The 13,655-nt window shown below is 71.0% G+C and carries 15 protein-coding genes; 5 read left to right on the top strand and 10 right to left on the bottom strand.

What is annotated here, in order from left to right:
* Window positions 1–185: 185 nt before the first annotated feature.
* Window positions 186–1,190: a phosphate ABC transporter substrate-binding protein PstS gene (pstS, locus tag ASC98_RS07255; RefSeq protein WP_056814118.1), complete on the bottom strand. Its 1,005-nt coding sequence runs from the start codon at window positions 1,188–1,190 to the stop codon at window positions 186–188.
* Window positions 1,191–1,506: 316 nt separating this feature from the next.
* Between pstS and ASC98_RS31035 the strand changes: the two genes are divergently transcribed.
* The gene (locus ASC98_RS31035; RefSeq protein WP_047506047.1) at window positions 1,507–1,761 is read left to right on the top strand and encodes a hypothetical protein; all 255 of its coding nucleotides are present in this window, start codon (window positions 1,507–1,509) and stop codon (window positions 1,759–1,761) included.
* 62 nt (window positions 1,762–1,823) lie between these two features.
* On the opposite strand, the gene ASC98_RS07245 is transcribed toward ASC98_RS31035, so the two are convergent.
* The gene (locus ASC98_RS07245; RefSeq protein WP_056814791.1) at window positions 1,824–2,930 is read right to left on the bottom strand and encodes an ROK family transcriptional regulator; all 1,107 of its coding nucleotides are present in this window, start codon (window positions 2,928–2,930) and stop codon (window positions 1,824–1,826) included.
* 134 nt (window positions 2,931–3,064) lie between these two features.
* On the opposite strand from ASC98_RS07245, the gene xylB reads away from it, so the two are divergent.
* The 4 genes from xylB to ASC98_RS07225 all read left to right on the top strand — a co-directional run bounded on the left by xylB (window position 3,065) and on the right by ASC98_RS07225 (window position 7,454).
* Window positions 3,065–4,537: a xylulokinase gene (gene xylB, locus ASC98_RS07240; RefSeq protein WP_056814120.1), complete on the top strand. Its 1,473-nt coding sequence runs from the start codon at window positions 3,065–3,067 to the stop codon at window positions 4,535–4,537.
* A gap of 20 nt (window positions 4,538–4,557) precedes the next feature.
* Window positions 4,558–5,871, top strand: a complete 1,314-nt coding sequence (xylA, locus tag ASC98_RS07235) for a xylose isomerase (protein ID WP_056814124.1) — start codon at window positions 4,558–4,560, stop codon at window positions 5,869–5,871.
* A gap of 88 nt (window positions 5,872–5,959) precedes the next feature.
* Window positions 5,960–6,295 (top strand): hypothetical protein, encoded by a 336-nt coding sequence (locus ASC98_RS07230; RefSeq protein ID WP_056814125.1) that lies wholly within the window; start codon window positions 5,960–5,962, stop codon window positions 6,293–6,295.
* Window positions 6,296–6,335: 40 nt separating this feature from the next.
* Complete coding sequence (locus ASC98_RS07225; protein ID WP_056814128.1) at window positions 6,336–7,454, top strand: NAD(P)/FAD-dependent oxidoreductase; 1,119 nt, start codon at window positions 6,336–6,338, stop codon at window positions 7,452–7,454.
* Here ASC98_RS07225 and ASC98_RS07220 read toward each other — a convergent pair.
* The 8 genes from ASC98_RS07220 to ASC98_RS07185 form a co-directional block, all read right to left on the bottom strand.
* On the bottom strand, window positions 7,435–8,217 hold the full coding sequence (locus ASC98_RS07220) for an arginyltransferase (RefSeq protein WP_056814130.1): 783 nt from the start codon (window positions 8,215–8,217) through the stop codon (window positions 7,435–7,437). The genes ASC98_RS07225 and ASC98_RS07220 overlap by 20 nt on opposite strands.
* Entirely contained in the window at window positions 8,214–8,975 is a 762-nt protein-coding gene (gene aat, locus ASC98_RS07215) for a leucyl/phenylalanyl-tRNA--protein transferase (protein ID WP_056814133.1), read from the bottom strand. Before aat ends, ASC98_RS07220 begins: the two co-directional genes overlap by 4 nt.
* Window positions 8,976–8,990: 15 nt before the next feature.
* Window positions 8,991–9,977, bottom strand: a complete 987-nt coding sequence (locus tag ASC98_RS07210) for an XdhC family protein (protein WP_056814137.1) — start codon at window positions 9,975–9,977, stop codon at window positions 8,991–8,993.
* A 149-nt stretch (window positions 9,978–10,126) separates the two neighbouring features.
* Window positions 10,127–10,309 (bottom strand): hypothetical protein, encoded by a 183-nt coding sequence (locus ASC98_RS07205; RefSeq protein ID WP_056814140.1) that lies wholly within the window; start codon window positions 10,307–10,309, stop codon window positions 10,127–10,129.
* A gap of 146 nt (window positions 10,310–10,455) precedes the next feature.
* A complete protein-coding gene (locus tag ASC98_RS07200) occupies window positions 10,456–11,094 on the bottom strand; it encodes a DUF3299 domain-containing protein (RefSeq protein ID WP_082541754.1) in 639 nt (212 codons plus the stop codon).
* 14 nt (window positions 11,095–11,108) lie between these two features.
* Window positions 11,109–12,383 carry an ABC transporter permease gene (locus ASC98_RS07195; RefSeq protein WP_056819831.1) on the bottom strand — a complete coding sequence of 425 codons (1,275 nt, stop codon included), beginning with the start codon at window positions 12,381–12,383 and terminating at the stop codon, window positions 11,109–11,111.
* Window positions 12,380–13,105: an ATP-binding cassette domain-containing protein gene (locus ASC98_RS07190; RefSeq protein ID WP_056814146.1), complete on the bottom strand. Its 726-nt coding sequence runs from the start codon at window positions 13,103–13,105 to the stop codon at window positions 12,380–12,382. Before ASC98_RS07190 ends, ASC98_RS07195 begins: the two co-directional genes overlap by 4 nt.
* Complete coding sequence (locus ASC98_RS07185; protein ID WP_056814149.1) at window positions 13,099–13,641, bottom strand: DUF2796 domain-containing protein; 543 nt, start codon at window positions 13,639–13,641, stop codon at window positions 13,099–13,101. The genes ASC98_RS07190 and ASC98_RS07185 overlap by 7 nt, the downstream gene beginning before the upstream one ends.
* Window positions 13,642–13,655 lie beyond the last annotated feature (14 nt).

The raw sequence follows: 13,655 nt of genomic DNA, 5'->3' as shown, positions 1-13,655 counted from the left end.
TGGCGCGCGCCAGCGCGCTTCGTGGACTGACTCGCCGGCACTGTTTGACCACAGCGAACGCAGTGAGCGGAGGGAGTTTGCCGGCGCATCCCCAAAGCCGATCTTCTTCGTGGAGTCGGCCGCCAGGCCGACCGCCCCGGCATGAGCCCCCCAGCCCATCCCCCACCCGCCGCGACGCAACGAGATCAGAAATTCATGTACTGAGGCGCCCGCCCATCCTTCGCACGCACACCCGCGAAGCGCGCCGTCAGCCGAGCCTGCAGGTTCACCGGCAGCGGCGCGAAGCCGGTGCCGCGCGTCAGGTCGTCGCCGTGCATCAGGCACCAGTACAGGAAGCGCATGCCCTGCGCGGCGCGCTCGGCATCGGCCGGCTCGGCGTCGAACAGCACGAAGCTCGTCTGCGTGATCGGCCACGCGCCGCTGGCCGGCCGGTTCATCAGCGACGCCAGGTCGTTGCCGGCGCGCGAGACATCGCTGTCGAGGATCGCCGCGCGAAAGCCCGCTTCCGACGCCGCCACCGCGACACCCGAGCCGTTGACCAGCCGCACCCCCGCGAGCTCGTCCTTCACGACGCGGTCGTAGCTGACGTAGGCGATGCCGCCGTCGGTCTCCACGAGCGCCTTCACCATCCCGTCATTGCCTTCGGCGGTGACGACCTGGCCCGGCCACTTCGGCGCCTGCCCCGCGCCGATCTCGGTCTTGAAAGCCGGCGACACCTCCGACAGGTAGCGCGTGAAGCCTTCGGTGGTGCCGGAACGATCCGCACGCACGATGCGCAGGATGCGCAGCGCCGGCAGCGCGACGCCCGGGTTCTGCGCCGCGATGCGCGGATCGTTCCACTTCGCGATGCGCGCGGCCATGACATCGGCCAGCACATCGCCGGACAGCTGCAGCCTGTTCGCGCCGATGCCCGGCAGCTTCACCACCGGCACGATGCCGCCGATCAGCATCGGCACCTGCACCAGCTTGCGCTTCGTCAGCTCGTCGGCGGGCAGCGGCGTGTCGCTGCCGCCGAAGTCGACGGCACGCGCGCTGATCTGCTTCACGCCGTCGCCCGAGCCGGTGGCCTTGTAGCTGACGGCGGTGCCGGCGGTCTGCTGCTCATACGTCCTGGCCCAGCGCTCGTAGACCTTCGACGGGAACGAGGCGCCGATGCCGCGTACCTGCGCCGAGGCGGTCGTGGCGAACAAGGGGAGGAGCGAAATCAGCCCGGCGAGGGCGGCGAGGCGAAGGCGGGAGGTGGTCACTTCGGAAAAGCCGTTGGTTACTGCGAGGGCGCGACGATACATCGGACGCGTGACAGTGCATCCATCCCCCAGGTTGAGGATGCCGGACCGTGAACTGCGTCGCACCCGAGCGGGCTTCAACACGCTGTTACCCGCAACACGGTCACGTAACCGGCGCACATGGAAGACTTCTGCGCACTTGAGCACGCGGGGTTCCTCAAGCCGGCTCGAAAACGGCCGAATTTGCACGAACCTCTTCCGAATGTTGTTGGAGCCTTGAATGGACCTCGAAACCTCTGTCGTCGACTCGCAGACCCTGCGCCGCCACCTGATGGCACCCAACCCGATGCAGCGCGCGATCGCGCTGCACGCGCTGGAGGTCGAGGTCGAGCGGCTGCCGGCCGGCGATCGTTCGCTGGGCAACGAGGTCGAGAAATTCGTCTCGCGCGGCATCCCGTTCTATGCGCTGAACGATCCGCACTATTGCAGCTGGGTCGGCAAGGCCGCCTCGTATTGGGACAAGCTGCACGCCTGAACGGCAAGGTCCCGGATTGGCATCCGGGCTACCGGCTTCGCAGCCCGGATGCCAATCCGGGATCAGCCATAGATCGGCCGCAGCATGCAGTGCAGCACATAGGCCGCACCACCGACGGCGGTCGCCAGTGACCCATACCGCGCGATGCGGATCTGCGGCGCCGCGATGCCGGCCTCGGTCGCGAACTGCTGCACCGCCGACAGCGCGGGGTCGAGGAACTCCGCACCGCGCTCGACCGTCTCGCCGCCGAGCACGATCACCGTCGGATTGAAGGTCATCCACACGTTCTGGATCAGCACGCCGAGGTAGGCCCCGGCGCGCGCCGCGTCTTCGGGCGTCGCGATGTGCCGTGCACCGATCAAGGCCTCGGCACAGCCGCGCCGGCCGCAGGAGCACATCGGCCCGCCCATCTGCAGGATCGTGTGCCCGACCTCGCCGGCCAGGCCGCTCGCGCCGCTGAAGAGCCGGTCGTTCAGCACGATGCCGGCGCCCACCCCGATGCCGCAGCTCAGGAAGATCAGCGGGTCGTCGGCCGGCCCCTCGCCGAACTCGAACTCGCCGATCGCCGCCAGGTCGGCCTCGTTCTGGTAGTAGATCGGCACGTCGGCCAGCCCCGCGGCCGCCGCCTCGCCCGACAGCCGCCGCCCCAGCTCCACGTCGCGCCAGCCGATGTTCGGTGCGAACTTCAGCACACCGGCCTGTTCGTCGACCGCGCCGGGCAGGCCGACACCGATGCCCATCAGCCGGTAGTGACGCTCCTTCACCTCGGCCGCAAGCGCCAGCACCTGCGCGATCAACTGGTGGCATGCCTGCTGCGGCTCCAGCGAGCGCAGCGGCGTGCGCTGCGATTCGATCACCTCGCCGTTGATCGTGACGGCCGCGGTCTGGATCGCGTCGATGCCGAGCTCGGCGCCGATCAGCGCCAGCCGCTGGCTGTTCAGCCGCAGCGGCTTCGGCCGCCGCCCGAGGCTGCCGGTGTGCTGGGCTTCTTCCTCCAGCAGCCACCCCTCGTCGATCAACTCCTTCGCGAGGATGCTGATGGTCGACTTGGTCAACCCGCTGTGCGTCGACAGATCGGCCCGCGACAGCCCGGGCTCCTCGCGCAGCAGGCGCACCAGCGCCATCCGGTTGATGCGTTTGACTAGGTGCTGGTCGCCGGTGAGTGTCATGCGGCGCATTGTCGCCACCGGCGCGGCCCGGTTCGCCTTCGGGAAAGCGAGTGGTGTATTTTGTTTGTCCGATGAACTAAAGTGGCGGGCGTTGCCCATCCCGGGCTGCTCACGGCCTTGCGCCGCCGCTCGCCATGTACCTCGGAATCGACCTCGGCACCTCGGAAGTCAAGGTCCTGCTGCTGCAGGACGACCACCGCATCGTCGCCACCGCCGGCGCGCGCTTGACGGTGTCGCGTCCGCACCCGGGCTGGTCGGAGCAGGACCCGGCCGACTGGTGGGCCGCCACCGAATCGGCGGTCGCCGCACTGCGCGCACAGGCGCCGGCCGAGTTCGCACGGGTGCGCGGCATCGGCCTGTCGGGCCAGATGCACGGCGCGACGCTGCTCGATGCCGACGACCAGGTGCTGCGCCCGGCCATCCTGTGGAACGACGTGCGCTCCGCGTCGGAGTGCCTGGAGCTGCAACGCCGCCTGCCGGCGCTGCCCGAGATCGCCGGCAACCTGGCGATGCCCGGCTTCACGTCGCCCAAGCTGCTGTGGGTGCAGCGCCATGAACCCAAGCTGTTCGAGCGCACGCGCTGCGTGCTGCTGCCGAAGGACTGGCTGCGCCTGAAGCTGACCGGCGAGAAGGTCAGCGAGATGTCGGACGCGGCCGGCACGCTGTGGCTGGACGTGGCGCAGCGCCGCTGGTCGCGCGAGCTGCTGGCCGTCAGCAACCTGAGCGAGCAGCGCATGCCGCGGCTGGTCGAAGGCAGCGCGGTGTCCGGGCAGTTGCGCGACACGCTCGCCGATGCCTGGGGCCTGCCGCGCGGCATTCCGGTGGCCGGTGGCGGCGGCGACAACGCGGCCAGCGCGGTCGGCATCGGCGCGGTGCGGCCGGGCGAGGGCTTCATCTCGCTCGGCACCAGCGGCGTGCTGTTCGTCGTGACCGATCGCTTCCGCGCGAATCCGGCCTCCGCGGTGCATGCGTTCTGCCATGCGGTGCCGAACCGCTGGCACCAGATGAGCGTGATGCTGTCGGCCGCCAGCTGCCTGAGCTGGGTCACCCAGCTGGTCGGCGCGGCCGACGAGGGCGCGCTGCTGAAGGATGTCGGCGCGCTCGATGCGGCCGGCCAGGCGGCCGCGCCGCTGTTCCTGCCCTACCTCGGCGGCGAGCGCACGCCGCACAACGATGCGAAGGCGCGCGGCGTGTTCTTCGGGCTGTCGCACGACACCACGCCGGCGCACCTCGGCTGGTCGGTGCTCGAAGGGGTTGCCTTCGGCATGCTCGACGGGCTGCATGCGCTGCAGGCTGCCGGCACCGAGGTCGGCCCGCTGACGATCGTCGGCGGCGGCTCGCGCAGCCCGCTGTGGGCGCAGCTGTTCGCGACGCTGTATGGCGTGCCGGTGCGCACCGTGCATGGCGGCGAGGCCGGCGGCGCGCTGGGTGCCGCGCGCCTGGCCTGGCTGGCGACCGGCGGCAGCGAGGCCGACGTGTGCCTCTCGCCCGCGCTGAACACCGAATACCTGCCCGAGCCCGCCGCGCGCCGCGACGCGCTGCTGGCCCGCCACGACCGTTTCAAGACGCTGTACCCGACGCTGCGGACTGCCTTTGCCGCGGCCTGACCTTCACCAGGAGACATGACATGACCGAATTCTTCAAGGGCATCGCGCCGATCAAGTACGAGGGCCCCGAGAGCGACAACCCGCTCGCCTTCCGTTGGTACGACAAGGACCGTGTCGTGCTCGGCAAGCGCATGGAAGAGCAGCTGCGTTTCGCCGCCTGCTACTGGCACAGCTTCGTGTGGGACGGCCGCGACCCGTTCGGCGGCGACAGCTTCCAGCGCCCGTGGCACCAGATCGCCGACCCGCTCGAGCAGGCGCGCGTGAAGGTCGATGTCGCGTTCGATTTCTTCAGCAAGCTCGGCATCCCGTACTACTGCTTCCACGACCGCGACGTGGTCGCTGAAGGCAGCACGCCGCGCGAGAGCGTCGAGTGGCTGCGCCGCACCGTCGACCTGCTCGGCGAGAAGCAGCAGGCCACCGGCGTGAAGCTGCTGTGGGGCACGGCCAACCTGTTCTCGCACCGGCGCTTCATGTCGGGCGCGTCGACCAACCCCGACCCCGAGGTGTTCGCGATGGCGGCGCTGCAGGTCAAGGAGGCGATGGACGCCACCGTGCGGCTGGGCGGTGCCAACTACGTGATGTGGGGCGGCCGCGAGGGCTACGAGACGCTGCTGAACACCGACCTGAAGTCGGAGCTGCAGCAGATGGGCCGGCTGCTTTCGATGGCGGTCGACCACAAGCACAAGATCGGGCTGAAGGGGCCGATCCTGATCGAGCCGAAGCCGCGCGAGCCGACCAAGCACCAGTACGACTTCGACGTCGCCACGGTCTACGGCTTCCTGAAGACCTACGGCCTCGAGAACGACGTGAAGGTCAACATCGAGGCCAACCACGCGACGCTGTCGGGCCACAGCTTCGAGCACGAGATCGCGACCGCCGCCGCGCTCGGCATCTTCGGCTCGATCGACATGAACCGCGGCGACATGCAGTGCGGCTGGGACACCGACCAGTTCCCGAACAACCTGCCGGAGATGGCGCTCGCGATGTTCCACATCCAGCGCGCCGGCGGCTTCACCAGCGGCGGACTGAACTTCGACGCGAAGGTGCGGCGCCAGTCGATCGATGCCGAAGACCTGTTCCACGGCCACGTCGGCGCGATGGACCTGTGCGCCCGCGCGCTGCTGGCGGCCGAGCGGATGATCCAGGACGGCAAGATCGAATCGGCGGTGCAGCAGCGCTACGCCGGCTGGAAGGGCGCGTTCGGCCAGCAGGTGCTGAAGGGCGAGCTGACGCTGGATGCGGTGGCGCAGCGCGTGCTCGACCGCAACACCGACGTGCAGCCGAAGTCCGGCCGCCAGGAGGCGATGGAGAACCTGCTGAACCGCTACGTCTGAGGCAGCGGGGCGGGGCGCGCCGGGGAACTGGAACGCCTCCCGATGCCACTCAGCGTGTTTCCGACCTGGAGCGCGCATGAGTGCATCAATGGCAGCCACCGACGACGCGGCCTTTCTCGGCGGCATCGAGATCGCCGTGCAGCTCCGGCACGCGGCGCTGGCCAGCGACGTTGACGGCGCGATGGCGCTGATCCGCCGCTTCGTCGCCGACGAGCGGCTGGGCTGCGCCGCCAAGGCCGATTGCCTCGTCGACGGCCTGGAGTGCCCGCAGGGGCTGCAGTGCCTGATGGCACCGCAGGCCTTCTGCCGGCTGAAGTCGCAGCTCGAAGACCTGTGCGACGAACTGCAGCGGCCGGGCGAAATCCGGCTGCAGCGCCAGTTGCGCCACCTGGTCGACGTGGGGCCTGCGATCCGGGCGGGCTGAACACGACCCCGCGATCGGCGCGGCTTGGCGACAATGCCGCATGGAGCGCGTCGAAGCAGTCGTGGTGGGGGCCGGTGTGGTCGGGCTCGCGGTGGCGCGCGCGTTGGCGCGGCGCGGTATCGAGACGCTGGTGATCGAGGCGCAGCCGGCCATCGGAACCGGCATCAGCTCGCGCAACAGCGAGGTCATCCACGCCGGGCTGTACTACCCGCCCGGTTCGCTGAAGGCGCGGCTGTGCGTGACCGGCAAGCGGCAGCTCTATGCGTTCTGCGAATCGCACGGCGTGGCGCACCGCCGCTGCGGCAAGCTGCTGGTCGCGACCGAGGCGGCGCAGTGGCCCGGGCTGCAGGCCTTGCAGGCGCAGGCCGCGGCGAACGGCGTCGACGACCTCGTGCTGCTCGATGCGGCGCAGGCACGCGCGATGGAGCCCGCGCTCACCTGCCTGGCGGCGCTGTGGTCGCCGTCGACAGGGATCGTCGACAGCCATGGGCTGATGCTGGCGCTGCAGGGCGACCTGGAGGGGCACGGCGGCATGGTGGCGCTGGCCTCGCCGGTGCGGGCGCTGCAGGCGCGGCGGGACGGCCATGTCGTCGAGGTGGGTGGCCAGCAGCCGATGGAGCTGTCCGCTCGCATCGTCGTCAATGCCGCCGGCCTGTGGGCGCCTGAGCTTGCGCGGGCGAGCTCGGGCTTGGCGACCGACGGGCAGCCGCACGCCCGCTTCTGCAAAGGCAACTACTTCTCGCTCGCCGGCCGCGCGCCGTTCTCGCGCCTGATCTACCCGCTGCCGAACCATGCCGGCCTGGGCGTGCACCTGACGCTGGACCTGGGCGGGCAGGCACGCTTCGGTCCCGACACCCAATGGCTGCCCGACGACACGCGCCCGCCGATCGACTACACCGTGGACCCGGCGCGCGGCGACGGCTTCTACGCCGAGGTGCGCCGCTACTGGCCCGCACTGCCCGACGGCGCGCTGCAGCCGGCCTACAGCGGCGTGCGGCCGAAGCTCGTCGGGCCCGGCGAGCCGGCGGCCGATTTCCGCATCGACGGGCCGGCGCAGCACGGCGTGCCGGGGCTGGTGAACCTGTTCGGGATCGAATCGCCGGGGCTGACGGCCAGCCTCGCGCTGGCCGACGACGTGCTCAGCCGGCTGGGCGCCTGAGCGCCTGCCGGTCCGGCTCCGGCTCGTTCGGCTCGGCGTCGCGCCACTCGCCGTCGACCAGCACCTCGTGCGGCCGGAAGTCGGCCTTGTAGGCCATCTTGTCGCTCTCGCCGATCCAGTAGCCGAGGTAGACGTGGCGCAGCTTCAAGAGCCGCGTCTGCTCGATCTGCCACATCACGTTGTAGATGCCGTAGCTGGTGCGCGGCTCGGGCTCGTAGAAGGTGTACACCGCCGACAGGCCGTCGTTCAGGATGTCGAGGATCGACACCATCTTCAGCGTGCCCAGCCCGTCGGCCGACGGCTCGCGGAACTCGACCAGCCGCGAATTGACACGGCTCTGCAGCAGGAACTGGGTGTACTGGTCGATGCTGTCGTTGTCCATGCCGCCGCCGCTGTGGCGGCCGGCCTGGTAGCGCAGGTAGAGCTGGTAGTGCTCCGGCACGAAGCACAGCCGCAGCACGCGGGCCTGCAGCGCCTGGTGCTGCTTCCACGCGCGGCGCTGGCTGCGCGTCGGCTCGAAGCCGGCCACTGGTACCCGCAGCGGCACGCAGGCGCGGCAACCGTCGCAGTAGGGCCGGTAGGTGAACATGCCGCTGCGCCGGAAGCCGTTGGCGACCAGGCCGGAGTAGGCGTCGGCGTGGATCAGGTGGCTGGGCGTCGCGACCTGCGAACGCGCCATCCGGCCGCCCAGGTAGCTGCACGGGTACGGTGCGGTGGCATAAAACTGCAGCGAGGCGAGCGGTAGCTCTTTCGGATGGGTCACGGACCAGGTTCCTGCACCGGCGCGCCCGGATCCAGCAGCGCCCACATCGAACGATCATAGGACCATTCGCGCACCGGGGGCTCCCTGAGTCTGGGGGGCAAACCGGTTTCGAATTGTTCGCGCGACACCTCGCGCGCACCCAGCGACGCCAGGTGACGCGTGCGCTGCTGGCAATCGATCAGCGTGATGCCGTGGGCGCGGCAGAAGGCGACCAGGCCGGACACCGCGATCTTCGATGCGTCGGTGACGTGCGAGAACATCGATTCGCCGAAGAACATGCGCCCGAGGCACACGCCGTACAGCCCGCCGACGAGCTGCCCGCCGATCCAGGTCTCGAAGCTGTGCACCGCGCCGAGCGCATGCCAGCGGCGGTAGGCCTGCACCATCTCCGGCAGGATCCAGGTGCCGTCCTGGCCCTCGCGCGGCGTGCCGGCGCAGGCACCGATCACCGCGGCGAAGTCGCTGTCGATGCGCAGCTCGCAGGCCGGGTCGCGCGCGAAGCGGCGCAGCGTCTGGCGCAGCGAGCGCGACAGCCTGAACTCGTCGACCGGCAGCACCATGCGCGGGTCCGGCGACCACCACAGCACCGGCTGGCCTTCGCCGTACCACGGGAAGATGCCGTGGCTGTAGGCCTCGGTCAGGCGTTCGGGCGTCAGCTCGCCACCGGCCGCCAGCAGGCCGGGCGCGTCCGAGCCGGGCGGCAGGGCCTGGCGGGTGTCGGGCAGCGGGGTGCGGGCGTCGCGCAGCCAGGGGATCAAGCGGCAGCGCTCCGGTCAGGCGGGCAGCGTGGCGCCGGCGCCCACCGGCTTCTTCTGCGTGACGCCCACGCCATGCCGCACCGCGATGATCTCGGCCAGGATCGACACCGCGATCTCGGCCGGCGAATTGCCGCCCAGGTTCAACCCGATCGGGCCGTGCAGCCGGTCGATCTCGGCGGGCGACAGGTCGAACATCGCGAGCCGTTCGCGGCGCTTCGCGGTGTTGCTGCGCGAGCCGAGCGCGCCGACGTAGAAAGCCGGCGATTTCAGCGCTTCGAGCAGCACCATGTCGTCGAGCTTCGGGTCGTGCGTGACGGCCACCACCGCGCTGTGCGGGTCGAGCTGCATCTCGAGCGCGAGATCATCGGGCATCGCTTTGCTGAACTGCGTGCCGGGCACGTCCCAGGTGAGGTGGTATTCCTCGCGCGGGTCGCAGCAGGTGACTTCGAAATCGAGCGCCAGCGCCATCTGCGCGAGCACGCGCGAGAGCTGGCCGGCACCGATGATCAACAGCCGCCAGCGGGGGCCGAACAGCGCGCGCAGCCGGCGGCCGTCGAACGCGAAGCCGTCGCCGCGCGACGCGGGCTCGACCTGCACGGTGCCGGTGTCGAGGTCGAGCAGCCGGGCGACGAGTTCATGGCGCTGCGTGCGTTCGAGCACCTCGTCGACCCAGGCGGTGTCCTGCAGCGGCTCCTGCACCAGCCGCAGGTTGCCGCCGCACGGCAGGCCGAAGCGGGCGGCTTCTTCCTTGGTGACGCCGTAGGTGATGAGTTGCGGCCGGGCGACGCGCTCGCCGGTGCGCACGCGTTCGATCAGATCGTCTTCGACGCAGCCGCCGGAGACCGACCCGACCACCAGGCCGTCGTCGCGCATCGCGAGCAGCGCACCGGGCGGGCGGGGTGCCGAGCCCCAGGTCTCGAGCACGGTGACCAGCCAGACGGCATGGCCATCGGCGCGCCACTGGCGGGCCTGGGTGAGCACTTGGAGATCGAGGCTGTCCATCGCGAACCGGTTCGGGGAGGGACAGGCATCGTAGCGCGGGGGGCAAGGGCCCTGCCGGCGCAGGGCCACGGAAGAAAAAACGCCCGAAGCCGGAGATCACATGGGAGATGGCTTCAGGCGGGGAGGAACCGTCGGGACGTGGGCAGCGATCAGGCGTCGTTGGCGGGAGCGCGCTTGCCGATCACGGTCACGGCCGGCATCTGGATCACCGGCAGGCGGGCTTCGGCTTCGGCCTTGGCGCGGGCCGCGGTGTGGGCCTGGGCGGCGAAACCGAGCGATGCGGTGGCGAGCAGGGCGAAGGCAAAGGCGACGGCGGAGAGGCGGCTGGTCATGGTGGGCTCCTGGTGTGGCGTGGGCAGCGGGGCTGCGATGGAGTGAACTCTAGGAGTCCACCTTCCGCGCGCCCAGCGGCTTGCGACCAACTGCCGGAAAGCGGTGACCAGCTGCGCCGGCGGCCGACGGCCCCGGCGTCAAACGCTCAGCGGCTGCGCCGGTACGCTTCGGTCACGTCCCCGTCCATCCGGTAGCCCGAGGTCCCGAGCGCGGTGTCGCTGAACGCCGCGTGCAGCGTGCCGCTGACCCACAGCGCGTCCATCGTGCGCACCCCCGACAGCGGCTTTGCGAGCTTCACGTGGATGATCTGGTTGGCCGGCGGCGGCGGCACGTGGATGCAGGCGCCGAAGTAGGGCACCAGCAGGAACTCGCGCAACTGGTCGCTCTCGCCTTCGAGTGGCACGACGAAGCCGGCGATGCGCACCCGCTGCTGGTCCATTGCGGCATTGGTCGGCGCGTTGTTCCACGCGCGCTTCAGGCGGTCGAGCGCGGCCTGCGCGCGCGGATCGCCGTCGCCGAACATCCGGAAGCTCAGCGCCTGCACGTCCTTCATCGGGTCCCAGTCCTTCGGCGTCAGGTCTTCCCAGCTCGTCAGTCTGTAGCCGCCGGCCACCGCGGCACTTGCCGCCCGCGCCGCGACGGCGGGGGCCAGCTTGTCGCCGATGCGGTAGTCGGCCGCGTCGGTCTTCGGGCGGTCGTCCACCGGCGGGCCGTCGGCTGCATCGCTGCAGGCGCCGCACAAGGCCAGCACGGCCGCGAGCACGCCACTCCAGATCGTCTTCATCAGGATTCCTTTCATCACAGGCGCGGCGTCAAGCCGTCCGACAAGGACAGGCGGCAGGCCCGCCACGCCGGCAGCAGCCCCGCCACCAGGCCGGCGGCGAGCACCAGGCCGATCAGCTTCCATTCGCCCGCGCCCGACACGCCGGGCGGCGGCGCGCTGCCGAACTGCCCCTGCAGCCAGGGCCCGGCCAGCAGCGACACCCCCGCCAGCAGCACCAGCGCCGCCGCGGTGCCGAGCACGGTGGCGCCGACGCTCTCGGCCACCAGCAGCGCCGCGATGTGGCGCGGCCCGGCGCCGACCGAGCGCAGGATGGCCAGCTCGCGCCGCCGCTCGTTCAGGCTCGCGAGCACCACCGCGACCAAGCCGGCCAGCCCGACCACGAGCACCAGCGCCGACACCGCCAGCAGCGTGCGCTCGACCACGCCGACCACCTGCCACAGCTGGTCGAGCGCGACGCCGGGCAGCACCGCGAGCAACGGTTCGCCGTCGAACTCGTTGATCTCGCGCTGCGCCCGGAACACCGCGCCGCGCTGCTGCAGCCCGACCAGCACCGCGGTGATCGTCTTCGGCGTCAGGTCGAACTTGCGCACCAGGTCGGGCCCGATCGCGAGGCCCGGGATCGGCGCGCCGCCCTGCCAGTCGAGGTGGATCGCCTCGATCGCCTGCAGGCTGATGTGCACCGTGCGGTCCACCGGCGTGCCGGTCGGCGCGAGGACGCCGACGATCGTGAACGGCTTGTCGGCATGCTCGGCGAGGCCGTCCCCGCCGCTGCCATGGCTCAGCGTGATGCGCTGGCCGATCGCGTAGTGCAGCGCGCGCGCGACCTCGGCGCCGACCACCGCCTCGAACACGCCATCGACGGTGCCGCTGAAGGCGCGGCCGTCGGCCACCACCAGCGGCCGCCGGTAGCCGTAGCGGAAGTGTTCGAAGTAGCCGGGGGTGGTGCCGAGCACCGCGAAGCCCCGGTGCGAATCGCCGAGCGACAGCGGGATCGTCCACGCGACACCCGGCCGCTTCGAAAGCGCCTCGGCGCTGCTCCAGCGGATGTTGTTGGTCGCCTCGCCGAGCCGGAACACCGCGTACAGCATCAGCTGCACCGGGCTCGTTCGGGCGCCCACCACCAGGTCGGTGCCGGACACCGATTGCGCGAAGGCCTCGCGGGCCGCGAGCCGGCTGCGCTCGACGCCGAGCAGCATCGTCACCGACAGCGCGATCGCGGCGATGACCAGGCCCAAGGTCGCGCGCCGGTTCCACGCACTCGCGATTGCGATCCTGAACAGCGGCGTCATGCGGCCTCCTGCTGCAGCACGGCGGCGCGGTTCAGGTCGGCCAACGCCAGCTCGCGCGTGAAGTGCGCGGCCAGCCGCCGGTCGTGGCTGACGAACAGCAGCGTCGCCTGCGCGGCCTCGCATTCGCGCAGCAGCAGCTCGATGAAGCGCTGCTGCGTGGCCGCATCGAGCGCCGAGGTCGGCTCGTCGGCGATCACCAGCTCGGGCCGGCCGAGCAGCGCGCGCGCCGCGGCCACCCGCTGCTGCTGGCCGACCGACAACTGCGTGGCCGGCCGTGCGAGCAGCGCGCGCGGCAGGTCCAACGCCTCCAGCAGCCGGCGCGCCTCGTGCGCCAGGTCGCCGTCGGACGCGGCGCGCGCCCGCGCGGCACGCAGCGCCGAGAAGCGGCACGGCAGCAGCACGTTGTCGAGCACGCTCAGGTACGGCACCAGGTTGAACTGCTGGAACACGAAGCCGACGTGGTCGACGCGGAAGCGGTCGCGTGCCGCGCCGGGCAGGGCCGAGAGCTCCTGGCCGAGCGCCCGCACGCTGCCGCTGCCGGGCACCAGCACGCCGCCCAGCAGGCCGAGCAGCGTGCTCTTGCCGCTGCCGCTCGGGCCGTGCAGGAACAGGCGTTCGCCGGCCTGCACGCTGAACTCGTCGATGTCGAGGCAGGGCGGCAGCGCGGGCTGCCAGCGAAAGCGCAACTGCCGCACCTGCAGCACCGGTGCGGCGCTCACCATGCGACGCTCCGGCGGCCCGGCACCAGGTCGACGGCCCGCTGGCCCGAGGGGGCGGCCACCTGCACCTTGAGCCGACGCAGGCCGGGGAAGTGGCGCATCAGGTCGACGTCGACACCGGTCAGCGCCTGCGGGTGGTCGCAGGTCCAGCTGAAATCGGCATCGAGGTCGGCATGGCCGTCGCCGTCGGCCGCGCTTGTCTCGATCGATTCGCCGAGCGCGGCCGATGACGCGAGCCGCACCGTCGTCGCATGGCACTGCGCCGCGGCAGTCGGTGTGAACACGCTGCCGGCGTCGCGCAGCGTGCGCGCCATCTGGCGCACCGTGGTGCGTTGCACGTCGGTGCGGGGTTCGTGCTCGAAGCCGAGCAGGTTGTCGAGCGGGCTCTCGAGGCTGAGCTGGAGTTGCGAGCCGTCGACGACGATGCGCAATTCAGCGACGCCGTGCACATGGGCGCCGGGTTCGTGGGCCGCTGTGTGGAGAGAGGCCAAGGCGCAGGCCAGCGCCGTGCCGGCCGGCAACAGGAAATGAATCTTCATGACGATGTCCGGTA

This window comes from Rhizobacter sp. Root1238, from assembly GCF_001425825.1.
GTDB lineage: Bacteria > Pseudomonadota > Gammaproteobacteria > Burkholderiales > Burkholderiaceae_C > Rhizobacter.
Note: the sequence above shows the minus strand (reverse complement) of the source record. Positions and strands in the feature narration are given on the sequence as shown.

What these genes read in the sequence shown, in the direction of transcription:
- ASC98_RS31035 (WP_047506047.1), top strand. Translation starts at nt 1,507, where the DNA reads ATGGACCTCGAAACCTCTGTCGTCGACTCGCAGACCCTGCGCCGCCAC.
- ASC98_RS07245 (WP_056814791.1), bottom strand. Translation starts at nt 2,930, where the DNA reads ATGACACTCACCGGCGACCAGCACCTAGTCAAACGCATCAACCGGATG.
- xylB (WP_056814120.1), top strand. Translation starts at nt 3,065, where the DNA reads ATGTACCTCGGAATCGACCTCGGCACCTCGGAAGTCAAGGTCCTGCTG.
- xylA (WP_056814124.1), top strand. Translation starts at nt 4,558, where the DNA reads ATGACCGAATTCTTCAAGGGCATCGCGCCGATCAAGTACGAGGGCCCC.
- ASC98_RS07230 (WP_056814125.1), top strand. Translation starts at nt 5,960, where the DNA reads ATGGCAGCCACCGACGACGCGGCCTTTCTCGGCGGCATCGAGATCGCC.
- ASC98_RS07225 (WP_056814128.1), top strand. Translation starts at nt 6,336, where the DNA reads ATGGAGCGCGTCGAAGCAGTCGTGGTGGGGGCCGGTGTGGTCGGGCTC.
- ASC98_RS07210 (WP_056814137.1), bottom strand. Translation starts at nt 9,977, where the DNA reads ATGGACAGCCTCGATCTCCAAGTGCTCACCCAGGCCCGCCAGTGGCGC.
- ASC98_RS07205 (WP_056814140.1), bottom strand. Translation starts at nt 10,309, where the DNA reads ATGACCAGCCGCCTCTCCGCCGTCGCCTTTGCCTTCGCCCTGCTCGCC.
- ASC98_RS07200 (WP_082541754.1), bottom strand. Translation starts at nt 11,094, where the DNA reads ATGAAGACGATCTGGAGTGGCGTGCTCGCGGCCGTGCTGGCCTTGTGC.
- ASC98_RS07195 (WP_056819831.1), bottom strand. Translation starts at nt 12,383, where the DNA reads ATGACGCCGCTGTTCAGGATCGCAATCGCGAGTGCGTGGAACCGGCGC.
- ASC98_RS07190 (WP_056814146.1), bottom strand. Translation starts at nt 13,105, where the DNA reads ATGGTGAGCGCCGCACCGGTGCTGCAGGTGCGGCAGTTGCGCTTTCGC.
- ASC98_RS07185 (WP_056814149.1), bottom strand. Translation starts at nt 13,641, where the DNA reads ATGAAGATTCATTTCCTGTTGCCGGCCGGCACGGCGCTGGCCTGCGCC.